The organism is Pseudomonas sp. KNUC1026, from assembly GCF_021650705.1.
Lineage (GTDB): Bacteria > Pseudomonadota > Gammaproteobacteria > Pseudomonadales > Pseudomonadaceae > Aquipseudomonas.
In genome coordinates this window covers 5,185,579-5,202,929 of the sequence record NZ_CP087138.1, presented here as the reverse complement: position 1 = coordinate 5,202,929, position 17,351 = coordinate 5,185,579, and the positions used below count along the sequence as shown (strand labels likewise).

Annotated in this window: 10 protein-coding genes and 5 pseudogenes; 9 read left to right on the top strand and 6 right to left on the bottom strand. The window is 63.0% G+C overall.

Annotated elements, in window-relative coordinates; all coding sequences use genetic code 11:
• Positions 1-15: 15 nt before the first annotated feature.
• From LN139_RS24480 to LN139_RS24470, 3 genes and pseudogenes are all read right to left on the bottom strand, one after another.
• Positions 16-1,128, bottom strand: a complete 1,113-nt coding sequence (locus LN139_RS24480; RefSeq protein WP_236357717.1) for an ABC transporter ATP-binding protein — start codon at positions 1,126-1,128, stop codon at positions 16-18.
• 207 nt (positions 1,129-1,335) lie between these two features.
• The gene (locus LN139_RS24475; protein ID WP_236357715.1) at positions 1,336-1,965 is read right to left on the bottom strand and encodes a response regulator; all 630 of its coding nucleotides are present in this window, start codon (positions 1,963-1,965) and stop codon (positions 1,336-1,338) included.
• Positions 1,962-3,942 (bottom strand): annotated as a pseudogene (locus LN139_RS24470) (PAS domain-containing sensor histidine kinase). Before LN139_RS24470 ends, LN139_RS24475 begins: the two are co-directional and overlap by 4 nt.
• 89 nt (positions 3,943-4,031) lie before the next feature.
• On the opposite strand from LN139_RS24470, the gene LN139_RS24465 reads away from it, so the two are divergent.
• Positions 4,032-4,988, top strand: a complete 957-nt coding sequence (locus tag LN139_RS24465; RefSeq protein WP_236357713.1) for an alpha/beta hydrolase family protein — start codon at positions 4,032-4,034, stop codon at positions 4,986-4,988.
• A 4-nt stretch (positions 4,989-4,992) separates the two neighbouring features.
• Here LN139_RS24465 and LN139_RS24460 read toward each other — a convergent pair whose 3' ends face one another.
• The 3 genes and pseudogenes from LN139_RS24460 to LN139_RS24450 form a co-directional block, all read right to left on the bottom strand.
• A complete protein-coding gene (locus LN139_RS24460; RefSeq protein WP_236357711.1) occupies positions 4,993-5,757 on the bottom strand; it encodes a TerB family tellurite resistance protein in 765 nt (254 codons plus the stop codon).
• Entirely contained in the window at positions 5,757-6,428 is a 672-nt protein-coding gene (murU, locus tag LN139_RS24455) for an N-acetylmuramate alpha-1-phosphate uridylyltransferase MurU (RefSeq protein WP_236357708.1), read from the bottom strand. Before murU ends, LN139_RS24460 begins: the two co-directional genes overlap by 1 nt.
• Positions 6,425-7,439 (bottom strand): annotated as a pseudogene (locus tag LN139_RS24450) (aminoglycoside phosphotransferase family protein). The gene murU and the pseudogene LN139_RS24450 overlap by 4 nt, the downstream one beginning before the upstream one ends.
• Before the next feature lie 128 nt (positions 7,440-7,567).
• On the opposite strand from LN139_RS24450, the gene LN139_RS24445 reads away from it, so the two are divergent.
• From LN139_RS24445 to LN139_RS24410, 8 genes and pseudogenes are all read left to right on the top strand, one after another.
• The gene (locus LN139_RS24445) at positions 7,568-10,336 is read left to right on the top strand and encodes an LPS-assembly protein LptD (protein ID WP_236357704.1); all 2,769 of its coding nucleotides are present in this window, start codon (positions 7,568-7,570) and stop codon (positions 10,334-10,336) included.
• Complete coding sequence (locus LN139_RS24440) at positions 10,317-11,615, top strand: peptidylprolyl isomerase (protein WP_236360599.1); 1,299 nt, start codon at positions 10,317-10,319, stop codon at positions 11,613-11,615. Before LN139_RS24445 ends, LN139_RS24440 begins: the two co-directional genes overlap by 20 nt.
• Entirely contained in the window at positions 11,612-12,595 is a 984-nt protein-coding gene (gene pdxA / locus LN139_RS24435; protein ID WP_236357702.1) for a 4-hydroxythreonine-4-phosphate dehydrogenase PdxA, read from the top strand. Before LN139_RS24440 ends, pdxA begins: the two co-directional genes overlap by 4 nt.
• A pseudogene (gene rsmA, locus LN139_RS24430) lies at positions 12,595-13,394 on the top strand (16S rRNA (adenine(1518)-N(6)/adenine(1519)-N(6))-dimethyltransferase RsmA). The gene pdxA and the pseudogene rsmA overlap by 1 nt, the downstream one beginning before the upstream one ends.
• A gap of 89 nt (positions 13,395-13,483) precedes the next feature.
• Positions 13,484-13,864, top strand: coding sequence for a Co2+/Mg2+ efflux protein ApaG (apaG, locus tag LN139_RS24425; RefSeq protein WP_236357701.1), 381 nt, complete (start codon positions 13,484-13,486; stop codon positions 13,862-13,864).
• Positions 13,864-14,672: pseudogene (locus LN139_RS24420) on the top strand (symmetrical bis(5'-nucleosyl)-tetraphosphatase). The gene apaG and the pseudogene LN139_RS24420 overlap by 1 nt, the downstream one beginning before the upstream one ends.
• A gap of 26 nt (positions 14,673-14,698) precedes the next feature.
• Positions 14,699-15,028 (top strand): thiosulfate sulfurtransferase GlpE, encoded by a 330-nt coding sequence (gene glpE / locus LN139_RS24415; RefSeq protein ID WP_236357699.1) that lies wholly within the window; start codon positions 14,699-14,701, stop codon positions 15,026-15,028.
• Positions 15,029-15,312: 284 nt separating this feature from the next.
• Positions 15,313-17,234: pseudogene (locus LN139_RS24410) on the top strand (PrkA family serine protein kinase).
• Positions 17,235-17,351: the final 117 nt, after the last annotated feature.

Here is a 17,351-nt window from a genome sequence, read left to right as displayed (position 1 = left end):
GTTGTTTTAACCAGGTCAGTCGGTCAACGGGTCAAGCGCGCGGGCGTGCTCGATTTGCCAACCAAGGGGTACTACATCGCCGACCGAGAGGGCAGGATCGAGCTCGGCGATGGGTTGCTTGACGAAGAAGTCGGTGGTGCCGGCCACTTCCAGGCGTACCCGGACGTGGTCGCCCAGGTAGATGAATTCGGCCACACGGCCGGAAAAACGGTTGGCGAGCTGATCGCTCTGACTACCCAGGCGCACGCGTTCCGGGCGCACCGAAAGCGTTACCCGCTCGCCGGGCTGGCCGACGTTCACGGCAAGCGCTTCGACCTTTTCACCACGGGCCAAGGCCACCACGCAGCGGTCGCCCTCGCGGCTGAGCAATTGGCCGCTGAGGCGGTTGTTCTCGCCGATGAAGTTGGCCACGAAAGTATTGCGCGGGTGCTCGTAGAGAGAGCGCGGGGCTTCGATCTGCTGGATCTCGCCTTGATGGAACACTGCCACGCGGTCCGACATCGTCAACGCTTCGCCCTGGTCGTGGGTCACGTACACCACGGTCACGCCCAGGCGCTGGTGAATGTGCTTGATCTCCATCTGCATGTGTTCACGCAGTTGTTTGTCCAGCGCGCCCAGCGGCTCGTCCATCAGCACCAGTTGCGGCTCGAACACCAGCGCCCGCGCCAGCGCCACGCGCTGTTGCTGGCCACCGGACAGTTGCGCCGGGTAGCGCTGGGCGAAGCGGTCAAGCTGCACCATGTCCAGTGCCTTCTTGACCTTGTCGGCCACGTCCGCCTTGCTCATGCCGCGCACGGTGAGCGGGAAGGCCAGGTTCTCGGCCACGGTCATGTGCGGAAACAGGGCGTAGTTCTGGAACACCATGCCGATGTCGCGCTTGTGCGGCGGTACGTGGTTGATCGCACGCCCGGCCAGGGTGATTTCGCCTGCGGTCGGCGTTTCGAAGCCGGCGAGCATCATCAGGCTGGTGGTTTTGCCAGAGCCCGAAGGCCCCAGCAGCGTAAGGAACTCACCCTTGCGGATGTCCAGGTTGAGGTCCTTGACGATCAGGTTTTCACCGTCGTAGCTCTTCTGTACCCCACGAAAGCTGACCAGAATATCGGCCGCGCCTGACTTCGCCTCGCTCATGTCCCCGTACCCTTGTTGGTGATGCGTGGGCCAAGCGTACGTAACGGGTCAACCCCCGAAAATCGGGGGGGCGGAGAGATTCGCTTCAGCCGCGCTGAGAGCTGCGTGTAGGAATTGCCCTACACGAATGGCGCAATCTGGCATGGGTAATAGCGCAAGGCCATGCTGGTAGGCTTCTCACGCAGGTCGCAAATGAAACAATCGGTTTCAGATGATCCGATGCTCCATCGCGTACTTCACCAGCTCAGCCAGTGAATTGACCTTGAGCTTCTGCATCAGGCGCGCCTTGTGGGTGCTGATGGTCTTGCTCGACAACGCCAACTGGTCGGCGATTTCGTTGACACGAGCGCCCTGGGCCAGGCGCTCGAACACCGAAAACTCACGCTCCGACAGGAGCGAGTGCAAGGGCCGAGAATCGGTCAGCCCCACTTCGAACACCATGCGGTCTGCGAGTTGCGGGTCGATGTAACGCCCACCGGTAGCCACCCGGCGAATCGCTGACAGCAGCAAGGCAGGGTCGCTGTCCTTGGTCGCATAGCCGGCGGCGCCCATTTTCAAAGCCCGCGCCGCCATTTGCGCTTCGTCGTGCATCGACAGCATCAGGATCGCCGGCGCAGGGCTCAATGCGCGGATCCGGCCGATAGCCTCAAGGCCATTGGCGCCGGGCATGGAGATGTCCAGCAGCACCACCTCACAGGGTGTGTGCCGCAGGCCTTCTATCAATTGCTCGGCATTGCCCGCCTCACCGGCGACCTTCATATCCTGAGCCAGGCCGATCAATTGCTTGATGCCCTCGCGCACGATGGTGTGGTCTTCGGCCACGAATACTCGAATCACCCCTGCCCCTCCTTCATCGGAACCCAGACCACCAACGTGGCCCCCTCCCCTAGCGTGCTGGACAGCTCCAGCCTGCCACCCAACATCATTACCCGCTCGCGCATGCCCACCAACCCGAACGAGTTCGGCCTTGGCTGCGCCACATCGAACCCTCGGCCGTCATCGCTGACCAGCAACTGGAGGCCGCCCTGCTCGAACGACAAGCTCACCTCCACGCTGTGCGCCTGCGCATGGCGCATCACATTGGTCAGCGCCTCCTGCAAGATCCGGAACAGGCCGGTGGCCATCGCATCGCTGATGGCAGGCACCTGTTCAGGGGCCTGCACAAGGCACGGAATCTGCGTACGCGCCTCGAAGCGCCGCGCCTGCCACTCGATCGCCGACAACAGCCCCGCATCCAGAATCGGTGGGCGCAGTGCCGTGGCCACATCGCGCACCTGCTGGAATAGCTGCACCAGCAGCCGCTTCATGCTGTCCAGCCGTTCCTGAAGCCCGGCATCGAGGCCAGCGTACGCCAGCTCGCACATCGACACTTCCAGTTTCAGCACCGTCAGCACCTGGCCGAGCTCATCATGCACTTCGCGGGCAATGCGTGCCTTTTCTTCTTCGCGCACGCTTTCAAGGTGCGCCGACAGATCACGCAACTGCGCTTGCGCGCGCCGCCGTTCGGTGATGTCGGTGAGAAACACCACCAGGTACTCCTCGTCGTCATAGCGCAGGAAGCTCAACGCCACGTCCACTGGCACCCACTCACCCACGGCGCTGCGGCAATGGGTTTCGAACACGGGTGTTTCCTCGCCAGCGCGTGCGCGCCGCCACAGGTCGAGCCAGCGGTCCATGCTCAATGTCGGCTCCAGCTCGGCCAAAGGCTGGTTCTCAAGCACCCCGGGGGCGTAGCCGAGCATGTTCTCCGCTGCGCGGTTGGCATAGCGGATGTGGCTGTCCCAGTTCACCCACAAGATGCCGACAGTGCTCTGGTCGATGGAGAACTGCGTGAGCCGCAGCGCCGCCTCGCGCGCCTGGGTCTGGGCGATGGCTTCGCGAGCACGGACCAGGCGGCGCTCGTACTGGCGCTGCTGCCGGCGCAGCCACAGCACCACGCCCGCCAGCAGCAGTGCCAGCAAGGTCGCGAGCACGGCCAACACGCGCCAGGTGCCCAGGGAAACCGCCGCAGCGGGGTACGCCGCAGGCAACCAGCGGGCGCGCCATTGCTCCACCTCGCGCGCCGAGAGGGCGTGCAGCCCGGCACTGATGGCAGTGGCGAATTCCGGCAGGTCAGGGCGAGAGCCGATGCGCAGCAGTTGCGGCAGGCCCACATCGCCCACAACGGCCAGGCTTGCGAACTCCGGCTCGCGCGACAGGCGCCCCAGTTGCGCCTCGTCGACCACGGCAAGCCGGGCCTGCTGAGAGATCACGGCCTCCAGCGCCTTGCGATCCTGGGTGACGTCGCACCACATCCAGGCGAGGATAGGTCTGGCGCACGTAGTCGGCCACCGCACCTGGGCCGCGTACGGCGATGCGCTCGTGCTCGGGCAGGTTCTCAAGGTCCAGCGCACTGGCGCCAGCGCGCTCACCCACCACGCGTTGGGCGATGCGCAGGTAAGGGTCTGAGAAATCCCACGATCGCAGGCCGGCCGGGGTTTGCGTAAGGCCGGGTGCAATATCGATCTCACCCCTGCGCAGCGCATCATCCAGCGCTGCCTGATCATTGAAGGTGCGCCATTTAGGCTCAACGCCAAGGGCACGCCCCAGTGCCTGTATCACGTCGACGCTCAGCCCGGCCAACTGCTGGCTTCGCTTGTCGCACCGAGCATAGGGAGCTTGCAGCACCACACCTACCCGCCATTGCCGGTGCTCACCGAGCCATTGCTGTACGGCCGGGGACAACCCAGCCTGGGGCACCGCGGCGCCTTGAGCGAGCATCGCGGTCAAGGCCAGCAGAAACCCGCTGATCACTACCAGGCAGCGCTTGAACATCATCGGTTGTCACATCCGCAAAGCCCGCAGTTGGCGGGCGCAAGGTTTAGCCGTACGCTCGGCCTACGCATTTTGATCAGGAAAGCACGATGCCATCAATTCGTCATTTCGCACTGTCGGCCTTTTGCCTGGCTGCCGGCCTTCCGGCCTGGGCCGCCGACGCACCCGCGCCGGCCGCAAAGGCCGAGCCGAGGGCGGCATTACTGGAACGCAGTACCGAGCAGGCTCAAGACCTCGCCCGCACGCTACCGGCAGAACAACAGCAGCAACTGGAGGCCAGCGGCGACAACTTCCTGGCCCTGTGGCGCCCAGCCAATGCCCCGGATGGCGAAGGGGTGGTGATCATCGTGCCCGGCGCCGGCGAAAGCGCCAACTGGCCAGACGTTGTCGGGCCGATGCGCGACCGCCTGCCGGATGTGAAATGGGCAAGCCTGAGCCTGACCCTGCCCGACTTGCTCAGTGACGCAATCCAGCCACGCGGCGCCGACACCCAGCCAGCGCCCGCCAAGGCCGGCAGCTCCAGCACCCCACCTGATGCCAACGCGCCGGTCGAAGCCGCCACCGCTGCTGGCAGCGAAAACAGCGCCAGCACCGGCGGCGACAGCACCAACGACCAATTGCAGACCGACGCCGAACGCATCTTCGCGCGCATCGACGCCGGCATCGCCTTTGCGCAGCAACAGAAGGCCCGCAGCATCGTATTGCTCGGCCACGGGACCGGCGCCTACTGGGCCGCTCGCTACCTGAGCGAGCGCCAGGCCACGCGTGCGCAAAAGCTGGTAATGGTCGAAGCGCGCACGCCGGGCTCCGCCCCACAAGGGTTGGACGCACTGGCGCCGGTTTTGAAGATTCCAGTCGCGGACTTCTTCTACCCCAACAGCCCGGCACTGGTCAGCGCCGCCAAAGCTCGCCTGCAGGCAAGCAAACGGCAAAAGAGTGGCGCCTATACCCAGGTCGAGATGACGGCGATGCCGGGCAACCGCGACGCCCAGGAACAGATGTTCCGCAGGGTGCGCGGTTGGTTGAGCCCTTCGCAGGATCAATGACGCATCAGAAACCCAGGCGTGAACGGACCAACTCATAGGCATCGTGCAGCTGGCGGGTGCGTTCAGTGGCGGCCTCGACCTGCCGGGTGCTGGCACCGGCGCCTTCGAGCTTGTCGGGATGGTGTTTGCTCAGCAGCCGCCTGTAAGCACGCTTGACCTCGTCAGCCTGAGCAGTGGAGGCCACGCCCAGCAGGCTCAACGCCATCTGAAAGCGCTCGTCCGGGCGGGCCAGCGCGCGGCGCCGCGGCTCGTAGTCATCGCTCAACGCCTGCACACGCTGTGCCGGCCAGCCCATCCAGCGCCCCCAGTCCAGCAGCAGCTCACGCTCCACCGGGTGGTCTCGATGGTCAGCCCAGACCATCCGCCAGCCAGCACGCAACAGCCCTTCGGCCGCTGTAGGTTTGCGCTGCAGCCCGCGCAGGTAAGGGCGCAGGGACGTACGGCCATCGCGGCCACGGTTGAACGCATCGATCGCCTCGCGCTGGGCCTGGCTGCCCATGCCCAGCAGCAGCATTTCATCGCGCGCTTGCTGGATGTGTTCGGGCTGCACCTGACCGTTGGCCTTGGCAACGCGCCCGAGCAATGTGAACAGGAGTTCGTGCTGCGCCATCGCAGGCTTGCCGCCCAGGCGTTCGCGCAATTGCGGCCAGCTGTGCAGCTCCAGGCGCCTATCCGCCAGTTGGCCCAGCACCGCGCCGAGGATCGCGCCGGGTATGTGAGCCAGCGCGAACCCCAACAGCACGCCCAGCGTGGTCGCAGGCCAGAACATCAGTGAGTATCCTTGAGCAAGCGTTCTACCTCGGCCAGGCGTTCGTGAGTGCCTACATCGACCCAGCGCCCCACGAAACGTTCACCACTGACCTGGCCTTGGGCCATGGCCGCTCGCAGCAGTGGTGCCAGCTTGAACGCACCGGGCTCGCAGCCCTCGAACAGCGTCGGCGACAGCACGCAGATGCCACTGTAGGTGAGGGTTTCGGCGCCCGCCGTTGCATCAATGACCTGGCTGCCTCGCAACTGGAAGTCGCCCGCAGTGTGGTGTGCAGGGTTGGGCACCAGCACCAGGTGCGCCAGCCCGGCCAAGGGTCGATGCAGTTGCGAGAAGTCGTAGTCGGCCCAGATGTCGCCGTTGACCACCGCAAACGGCTTACCGCCGAGCAATGGCAAGGCACGATGAATGCCGCCGCCGGTCTCCAGCGGCTCACCTTCCGGCGACCAGGCGATGCTCACGCCGAAGCGCTCGCCGTCGCCCAGGTACGTTTCGATCTGCTCACCCAGCCAGGCATGGTTGATCACAAGCTCCGTGAAACCTGCCGCAGCCAGAGCTCGAACGTGGTATTCGATCAACGGTACACCGCCGGCGCGAACCAGCGGCTTGGGCGTGTGCAGCGTCAGAGGCCGCAGCCGCTCGCCTTCGCCTGCGGCCAGGATCATCGCCTTCATGGCCGAGGCTCCAGGCTGCCGAGCAAGGCACTGAGTTCGGCCAGCTCAGGCCGGCGTGCCAGCACTGCACGGATGTAATCGAAGAAGCGCGGCACGTCCGCAAGGTAGCGCGGCTTGCCGTCGCGGTGGCAGATGCGCGCGAAAATACCGATTACCTTGAGGTGGCGTTGTACACCCATCAGGTCGCTGGCGCGCAGGAAGTCGCCCAGCTCGGCCTGCACCGGTATCCCCCGCGCCCGCGCGGTTTCCCAATAGCCGCGCAGCCAATCGTGCACGCGTTCTTCGGGCCAGCTGAGAAAAGCGTCCTTGAACAGGCAGGCTGATGTCGTAGGTCACGGGGCCGTGGACTGCGTCCTGAAAATCCAGCACGCCCGGGTTCGGTTCGCTGTGCATCAGGTTGCGCGGCATGAAATCGCGGTGTACCAGCACCTGAGGCTGGGCCAGGGCGCTCTCGATCAGTAACTGGCTGATACGCTCCCAGGCCGCCTGTTGGTCGGCATCGAAGCGCAGGCCCAGGTGGCGGCGCACGTACCACTCAGGGAACAGCTCAAGCTCGCGGCGCAGCAGCGCGGTGTCGTAGCTGGGCAACGGTGCAGTCAGCGGCAGGCGCTGGTAGGCCAGCAACGCCTCGATGGCATCGGCGAACAGCGCATCGGCATTGTGCTCATCGATCACGTCCAGATAGGTGTGGCGGCCCATGTCGCTCAGCAACAGGAAACCCTGGGCGATGTCCTGAGCATGAATGACCGGCACGTGCACCCCGCTGCTGGCGAGCCAGGCACAGATGTCCACGAACGGTTGGCAGTTTTCCTGCGGGGGCGGTGCGTCCATCACGATGAAACTGCGCCCGCCACCCTCCCAGCGAAAATATTGGCGAAAGCTCGCGTCGCTGCTGGCTGCGGTCGATCGGCCAGGCGGAACATCGCCCCAGCCCTCGGTGCCAAAGAGCTGCGCGAGGTTGCCCGCCAGCCAGCGGGAGAGTGTTTCAAAGCGTGCATCGACTTCTTGCATTTATACAGGTCTCCGACGGCGCTAGCCGTCAAGCAGGTCATGCTTTATTATCCAGCATCTTTTTCAGACCATCGATAGGCGTGCACCCCGCGCGGGAAGATGGCACGCAGGAAGCCCGGATTATAAAGATGGCATTGAAATCGCCCGTGTTTCGTAGAAAATTCCCGTTGCTGGTCACTGGCAGCCTCCTCGCGATGCAGCCCATCGCAGCCTCGCACGTGCTTGCCGCCGAGCAGTACGACTGCCAGGTTGCCGCCGGTGGCGGCTGGGCTTGCCAGACTCAAGCGCCCGCAGCGGTCCTGCCGCCACGCCCGGCGCATGATGCCAGTTCGGTGAGCACTGCATCCACCCGCGCCGATGGCGAGGTGGTCAGCGACAGCGGCAAGGCCCAGGGGCCGAAGCTGGTGACCGAGAGCAAGGGCCGCGGCCTGCTGTCTCGCAGTGCCGACTACAGCCATCTGGACTGGGTGCCTCGCGAGAAGCTCACGCCCGCGCAACTGGCCGAGACCGGCCCGTACTGCGAAGGCGCGTACGTCGAACCGGTGCGCCCGGGGATGAACGACAAGACCTCCAAGCAGGACGCCCCCACCTACGTCAACGCCAAGGCATCGCGCTACCAGCAGGAAGAGCAGGTCGCGACCCTCGCAGGTGACGTGGTGCTGCGCCAGGGCAGCATGCAGGTCGAAGCCGACGAAGCCAGCCTGCATCAGGCTGAAAGCCGCGGCGAGCTCAACGGCAACGTGAAGCTGCGCGACAACGGCGCGCTGATCGTCGGCGACCACGCCAACGTGCAGCTCGACACCGGCGCCGCCGAAATCAACAACGCCGAATACGTGCTGCACCAGCAACGGGTTCGCGGCAACGCTCTCTACGCCAAGCGCGGAGAGAACGCCATCATCCGTCTCAAGGACGGCACCTATACCACATGCGAGCCTTCGAGCAATGCCTGGGTGGTCAAGGGCAACAACATCACACTGAACCCGGCCACCGGTTTCGGCACGGCGACCAACGCCACACTGCGTGTCAAGGACTTCCCGGTTTTCTACACGCCCTACATCTACTTCCCGATCGACGACCGTCGCCAGTCCGGTTTCCTGCCGCCGAGCTTTTCGAGCAGCAGCAAGGACGGCTTCACGCTGGTCACGCCGTACTACTTCAACCTGGCGCCCAATTACGACGCCACGTTGTACCCACACTTCATGGCCAAGCGCGGTACGCAGCTCGAAGGCGAATTCCGTTACCTGACGCCCACCAGCGAAGGGCAACTGGGCGGCAGCTACCTGAACGACCAGAGCGACGATCGCAAGCTTCAGTCCGACTACCAGAAAGATCGCTGGATGGTGAACTGGCAGCATCAGGGCAACCTGGACTCGCGCCTGAGCACCTATGTCGATTACACCAAGATCAGCGATCCTTACTACTTCCAGGATCTGCAGACCGACCAGATCGGCGTCAAGAGTACCGATTACGTCAACCAGCAGGGCAGGCTGAACTGGCGTGGCGACACCTACAGTGCAGCGCTGAACGTCCAGGATTATCAGCTGGCCAGCGTTGCCGACGTGACGCCGTACGGACGTATGCCGCAACTTACCCTGGATGGCACTCTGCCTTATAACCCGGGCGGGCTGCAGTTCGATTACCACACTGAGGCTGTGCGCTTCGAGCGTGATTTGCGCAATGGGGAATACTTCGACAAAGACGGCATAGCGAACCCTCGCCTGGATGAAAACGTCGACGGCATCAACCGTGCCAATGGCACCCGGCTCGACCTGCAACCTGCGGTCAGTCTCCCGATGCAGTGGACCTACGGCTACATCACGCCCAAGCTCAAGTATAAGTACACCCAGTACGACCTGGATCTGGATGCTCAGGGCAAGGCTCAAGCCGGTGGCCGCTACAACAGCTCCCCTGACATCAACGTTCCGATCGCCAGCATCGACAGCGGCCTGTACTTCGACCGTGACACCACGATGTTCGGCAACAGCTATCGGCAAACGCTTGAGCCTCGCGCGTTCTACCTCTACGTGCCGTACAAGGACCAGTCCGACATCCCGTCGTTCGATACCTCGGAGTCGCCGTTCAGTTTCTCTTCGCTGTTCCGCGACAACCGCTTTACCGGCGGTGACCGCATTGGCGACGAGAACAAGTTGTCGCTGGGCGTGACCAGCCGCTGGATCCAGGATGACGGTTTCGAGCGCCAACGCGTAAGCCTTGGCCAAGCGTTGTATTTTCGGGATCGCGAAGTGCAACTGCCAGGTATCGACTACCGCACCCGTAGCGACGCACAGTCGGACGTGTCGCCGTATGCACTTGAGTACGAATATCGCTTCAACCGCGACTGGCGCTTCAACTCCGATTTCAACTGGGACCCGGACAGCCGCAGCACCCGCTCGGCCAGCGCCATGTTCCACTACCAGCCTGAAGACAATCCGAACAAGATCGTCAACGTCGGCTATCGCTATCGTGATGACATCATTCACTACGATACGCAAACCGGTACCTGGCAGTACGGCGGCGACTACGGCACGCCGGACTCGCCGAACTACCAGAAGGATTACTACAAGATCTCGCAACACGACATGTCGATCATGTGGCCGATCGTGCCTCAGTGGAGCGTTATCAGCCGCTGGCAGTACGACTACAACCGCAACCGTACGCTGGAAGCCTTCGGTGGCTTCGAGTACGACAACTGCTGTTGGAAGATGCGCGTGATCAGCCGTTACTGGGTTGACTACGACGAGTTCGGCCAGGCCGCTCCGCAGAACGAAAAAGGCGACCACGGCGTCTTCCTGCAAATCGTGCTCAAGGGCCTCGGTGGCGTTGTGGGCAAAAAAGTCGAAGGTTTCCTCGACAGAGGCATTCAGGGTTATCGTGAACGTGAAGACCAAGCTATGTAATCTGCTGCGCCCGGCATTGCTGGGCGCGATGCTCCTGGGTTCGAGCGCACATGCGCAGCTTCAGCAACTGGACCGCGTCGTCGCCATTGTCGACAACGACCCGATCATGCAAAGCCAGCTCGACTCGCGCGTGCGTGATATCAAGCAGGATATCGCCAAGCGCGGCGGCGGCCAGCAGCTGCCGCCTGAGGATGTGCTGCGCAAGCAGGTCCTCGAGCGCCTGATTCTCGACGACCTGCAACTTCAGATCGGCGAGCGTTCCGGTATTCGTGTCACCGATGAAGAGCTCAACGAGGCGATCGCCAACATCGCCCAGAACAACCGCATGAACGACGCGCAGTTCCGCGCTGCGCTGGCCCACGATGGCACCGGCTACGAGGAATTCCGCCGTCGCATTCGCGAGCAGATCATCATCAACCGCGTGCGCCAGCACCGTGTGGCCGACCGCATTCAGGTCAGCGAGCAGGAAGTGAAGAACTTCCTCAATTCAGACCTGGGCAAGGCGCAACTCTCCGAAGAGTACCACCTGGCCAACATCACCATCCCTGTGCCGCAGAGCGCCAACTCGCAGCAGATCCAGCAAGCCTACGCCCAGGCCATGGACACCTACCAGCAGCTCAAGGGCGGCGCGGACTTCGGCAAGATGGCCATCGCTCGCTCCGCCTCGGACAACGCGCTGGAAGGTGGTGACATGGGCTGGCGCCAGGCCGCTCAACTGCCACCGCCTTTCGATCGGTTGCTGGCCAGCATGAGTGCAGGTGACGTGACCCAACCGGTGCGCGCACCGGGTGGTTTCATCCTGATCAAACTGGTTGAAACCCGTGGCCATTCGGCCGAGGTGCGCGAAGAAGTGCATGTGCGCCACATCCTGATCAAGCCGAGTGAAATCCGCAGCGCAGCCGAAACCAAGCGCCTGATCGATCGCCTCTACGAGCGCCTCCAGGCGGGTGAGGACTTCGAAAAGCTGGCCAAGGCCTTCTCCGAAGACCCAGGTTCTGCACTGCATGGCGGTGACATGGGCTGGATCGACCCCGCTTCGGTCGTTCCTCAGTTCCGTGACGTGATGGCGCAAACCGCCACCGACCAGGTTTCCCGCCCGTTCCAGAGCCAGTTCGGCTGGCACATTCTGCAAGTGCTGGGGCGCCGCGCCACCGACATGACCACCCAGGCTCGCGAGTCTCAGGCCATGAATCTGCTGCGCAGCAAGAAGTACGACGAAGAGTTGCAGAACTGGCTGCGTCAGATCCGTGACGAGGCCTACGTGGAAATCAAAGAGTGACCTTGCGCTTCGCTCTGACTCCCGGCGAGCCGGCCGGCATCGGTCCTGACCTGTGCCTGCTGCTCGCCCAGCACTCTCAGCCTCACCCCCTGATCGCCATCACCAGCCTTGGCCTGCTCGCTGAGCGGGCCGCCCAGCTGGAGGTGGCGATTGACCTTGTGCCTGTGGCACCCGGCGAGTTGCCCGAGCACCCTGCCCCGGCAGGCAGCTTGTATGTCTGGGATACGCCCTTGGCGGCGCCGGTGCAGGCGGGCGTATTGAACGCGGCCAACGGCCCCTTCGTGATCGAAACCCTCACCCGCGCGGGCCGGGGGTGCCTCGACGGCCTGTTCGCCGGCATGGTCACCGCGCCGGTGCACAAAGGCGTGATCAACGATGCGGGCGTGGCGTTTTCCGGCCACACCGAATTCCTTGCCGAACTCACCCACACCGATCAGGTGGTGATGATGCTGGCCACGCACGGGCTGCGGGTTGCGCTGGTGACCACGCACCTGCCACTGCGCGAGGTGGCCGATGCCATCACTGCCGAGCGGCTGGAACGGGTCACGCGCATTCTGCATGCCGACCTTGTGAACAAGTTCGGTATCGCTCGGCCACGCATCCTGGTCTGCGGCCTGAACCCGCACGCCGGGGAAAGCGGCCATATGGGCCGCGAAGAGATCGACGTGATCGAGCCGGCGCTCGAGCGCCTGCGCGCGGAAGGCATCGACCTGCATGGCCCGCTGCCCGCCGACACACTGTTCACCCCCAAATACCTCGAGCACTGCGATGCAGTGCTCGCCATGTACCACGACCAGGGCCTGCCTGTGCTCAAGTACAAAGGCTTCGGCGCTGCGGTCAACGTGACCCTGGGCTTGCCGATCGTGCGCACGTCGGTCGACCACGGCACAGCCCTGGACCTGGCCGGCACCGGCCGGGTCGATACCGGCAGCCTGCGCGTCGCCCTGGAAACCGCCTACCAGATGGCCGAGACACCTTGATGAGCGAGCATTACCAACACCGGGCGCGCAAGCGGTTCGGCCAGAACTTTCTGCATGACGCCGGCGTGATCGACCGTATTCTGCGGGCCATTCGCGCACGCGAAGGCGAGCACCTGCTCGAAATCGGCCCTGGCCAGGGTGCTCTCACCGAAGGCCTGCTGGGCAGCGGCGCGCAACTGGATGTGATCGAGCTGGACAAAGACCTCGTGCCGATCCTGCAAAACCAGTTCGCCGGCCGTGGAAATTTCAACCTGCACCAAGGCGATGCCCTCAAGTTCGACTTCGCCACGCTTGGTGCCGAGCCGCGCAGCCTGCGCGTGGTGGGCAACCTGCCCTACAACATCTCCACGCCGCTGATTTTCCATTTGCTGGGCAACGCGCCGCTGATTCGCGACATGCACTTCATGTTGCAGAAAGAGGTGGTCGAGCGCATGGCTGCAGGCCCGGGTGGGGGTGATTGGGGCGCTTGTCGATCATGGTGCAGTACCACTGCCGTGTGGAGCACCTGTTCAATGTCGGCCCCGGCGCCTTCAACCCGCCGCCGAAAGTGGACTCGGCCATCGTGCGCCTGGTGCCACACGAAACCCCGCCGCACCAGGCCAAAAACCCGAAACAACTTGAGCGAGTGGTGCGCGAGGCGTTCAACCAGCGCCGCAAGACCCTGCGCAACACCCTCAAGGCTCTGCTCCCCGCCGAGGCCATCGAGGCCGCTGGCGTGGACGGCAGCCTGCGCCCCGAGCAGCTGGACCTGGCTGCCTTCGTGCGGCTGGCCGACCAACTGGCCGATCAGCCCCTCTGAATGGCGTCGCATGGGTGCGGATCTCGCCTAGACTCAAGCCGCAGGCCCCATGGGGGGCCTGATCGTGTAATGAATTGAAAGGTTTACGCATGCCCGATTCGCGCTACCAGATCGACGTTCACGTTGATACCCGCTACCTGGCCGAGCAGTCCAGCCCCGAGCAGGGCCGCTACGCGTTCGCCTACACCATCACGCTGGAAAACACCGGCCAGGTGCCTGCCACCTTGATGTCGCGCCACTGGATCATCACTGACGGCAACGGCAAGGTCGATGAAGTGCGCGGGCCGGGGGTGGTTGGCCAGCAACCGCTGATCCAGGTGGGCGGCAGCCACACCTACACCAGCGGCACCGTGATGCCTACGCTGGTCGGCAGCATGCAGGGCAGCTACCAGATGATCGCCAGCGACGGCACAGCCTTCGACGCACCCATTGCGCCGTTCCGCCTGGCGGTGCCGGGGGCTCTGCACTGATGGCGACTTATGCCGTCGGTGACCTGCAAGGCTGCCTCACTCCGCTCAAGTGCCTGCTCGATGAAGTTGCGTTCGACCCGGCCATCGACCGCCTTTGGCTGGTGGGTGACCTGGTCAACCGGGGCCCGCAGTCGCTCGAAACCCTGCGTTTCTCGACAGCATCCGCCAGGCGCTGGTCTGCGTGCTCGGCAATCACGACCTGCACCTGCTGGCGGTGGCGCGCAAACCGGAGCGGCTCAAACGTGGGGATACCCTGCAACCGATCCTCGATGCCCCCGACAAGGCCGAGTTGCTCGGCTGGCTGCGCCAGCAAAAGCTGATGCACTACGACGCCGAGCGCAACCTGGCGATGGTACATGCCGGCATCGCGCCGCAATGGAGCATTGAAAAAGCCTTGCGCCTGGCCGGGGAAGTCGAGGCGGCGCTGCAAAGCGATGAGCTTCTGCCCCGGTTTCTGGATGGCATGTACGGCAACGAACCGAGCAAATGGAACAAGGCGCTGGCCGGCATCGATCGGCTGCGGGTGATAACCAACTACTTTACCCGCATGCGTTTCTGCAGCGCCGATGGCCGCCTGGACCTCAAGGCCAAGGAAGGCGCCGACACCGCGCCCGCAGGGTTCGCCCCGTGGTTTGCCCACCCCGAGCGCAAGGCCGCCGGCACGCGCATCCTGTTTGGCCACTGGGCCGCGCTCGAAGGGCGTTGCGATACCCCCGGCATAACCGCGCTGGATACCGGCTGCGTATGGGGCGGCGCGATGACACTGATGAACATCGACAGCCAGCAACTGCACCGTTGCACTTGCTGACCCACTCTTTTTCACTGGAGCCCAAGATGTCCGAATTCAAACGTATTCCCCCGGTAGAAGCTCTCGCCCTGCGTGAGCAAGGCGCAGTGTTCGTGGATATCCGCGACCCTGCCACCTATGCCGCCAGCCACATCGACGGCGCCCGCCATCTGGACAACCATTCGCTGCACGACTTCATCACCCGCGCCGACCTCGACGCGCCGGTGGTTGTGGTGCGCTATCACGGCAATTCCAGCCAAGGCGCGGCCGCTTATCTGGCAGGCCAGGGCTTTTCAGAGGTCTACAGCCTGGACGGTGGTTTCGAGCTGTGGCGCTCCACCTACCCGGAATGTGTGGCCAGCGCTGTAGAGGAGTAAAAAAAATTTCGGGGCTCAGTGCCCCGGCCCATGCGGCCCACAGCGGGGCCGACGAACGGTTGCAACGACTTTCGTACGCCTTCCTCCTTGAAGTCTGAGATTCCCATCTATTCTTAATTTCAGGCCATCCAGAACAGGGGAGAGCCGGTACACCGGCGCGCGGGTCATCGGTACCAAGCTTCAGATGCATTGGGGGATAACAGGTGAACGCAAGGATATGCTCATCTGCCAGCATCGCTGAGTGATCCGGCGTCGGCTCCACGTATCGAGCGAGGTTGACGTCCATGAGTATTTTTAGCCACTTTCAGCAACGTTTCGAAACCACCCGTCAGGAAGAAATCAGCCTGCAGGAGTACTTAGAACTCTGCAAAAGCGATAGGCGCACCTACGCTTCGGCGGCTGAACGCATCCTCATGGCCATCGGGGAGCCTGAACTGGTCGACACCTCTCTCGACCCAAGGCTTTCACGTATCTTTTCCAACAAGGTGATCCGCCGCTACCCGGCGTTTCAGGATTTCCACGGCATGGAAGACTGCATCGAGCAGATCGTGTCGTACTTCCGCCATGCCGCTCAGGGGCTCGAGGAAAAGAAACAGATTCTTTATCTATTGGGCCCGGTGGGTGGCGGTAAATCGTCGCTTGCTGAAAAGCTCAAGCAATTGATGGAGAAGGTCCCGTTTTACGCGATCAAGGGTTCTCCCGTATTCGAATCGCCCCTGGGGTTGTTCAACCCGGCTGAAGACGGCCAGATCCTCGAAGAGGACTACGGCATCTCCCCGCGTTATCTGAGCTCGATCATGTCGCCTTGGGCTACCAAAAGGCTGGCAGAGTTCGGCGGTGACATCAGCCAGTTCAAGGTGGTCAAGCTGTACCCCTCGATTCTCAACCAGATCGCCATCGCCAAGACCGAACCAGGAGATGAGAACAACCAGGACATCTCCGCACTGGTGGGCAAGGTCGATATCCGCAAGCTTGAGGAATTCCCGCAGAACGACGCCGACGCTTACAGCTACTCGGGCGCCCTGTGCCGCGCCAACCAGGGGATGATGGAGTTCGTCGAGATGTTCAAGGCACCGATCAAGGTGCTTCACCCGTTGCTCACCGCAACGCAAGAGGGCAACTACAACAGCACCGAGGGCCTGGGGGCAATCCCGTACAACGGCATCCTGCTGGCCCACTCCAACGAATCGGAATGGCACACCTTCCGTAACAACAAGAACAACGAGGCGTTCATCGACCGGATCTACATCGTGAAGGTGCCTTACTGCCTGCGCGTGAACGACGAAATCCGTATCTACGACAAACTGCTGATCAACAGCTCGTTGTCGCAGGCTCATTGCGCTCCCGACACGCTCAAGATGCTGGCCCAGTTCACCACGCTGTCGCGCCTGAAAGAGCCGGAAAACTCCAATATCATTCGAAGATGCGTGTCTACGACGGCGAAAACCTCAAGGACACCGACCCTAAGGCCAAGTCCATTCAGGAGTACCGCGACTCGGCCGGTGTCGACGAAGGCATGACTGGGCTGTCGACCCGTTTCGCGTTCAAGATCCTCTCCAAAGTCTTCAACTTCGACCCTCACGAAATCGCTGCCAACCCGGTTCACCTGCTGTATGTGCTCGAGCATCAGATCGAGCAAGAGCAGTTCCCCGCCGAAGTTCGCGAGCGCTACCTGCGTTTCCTCAAGGAATACCTGGCGCCGCGCTACATCGAATTCATCGGCAAGGAAATCCAGACCGCCTACCTGGAGTCCTACAGCGAATACGGCCAGAACATCTTCGACCGCTACGTGCTGTATGCAGACTTCTGGATTCAGGACCAGGAGTACCGAGACCCTGAGACTGGAGAAATCCTTAACCGCGTGGCGCTGAACGAGGAACTCGAAAAGATCGAGAAGCCCGCCGGGATCAGCAACCCAAAAGACTTCCGCAACGAGATCGTCAACTTCGTCCTGCGCGCACGCGCCAACAACAATGGCAAGAACCCAGCCTGGCTGAGTTATGAAAAGCTGCGGGTGGTGATCGAGAAGAAAATGTTCTCCAACACCGAAGACCTGCTGCCGGTCATCAGCTTCAATGCCAAAGCCAGCAAGGAGGACCAGAAGAAACACAACGACTTCGTCACTCGAATGGTCGAGCGCGGTTATACCGAGAAGCAGGTGCGCCTGTTGTCGGAGTGGTACCTGCGCGTACGTAAATCGCAGTAAAGCTGAAAGCTGCAAGCGACAAGCCTCAAGTGCCGCCGGCCACGTGCCGGCGTGCGCCTGACTCACACTTGCAGCTTGGGGCTCGGCGGCCGCCGAGCTTCGAGCTGCCCCGGAGGG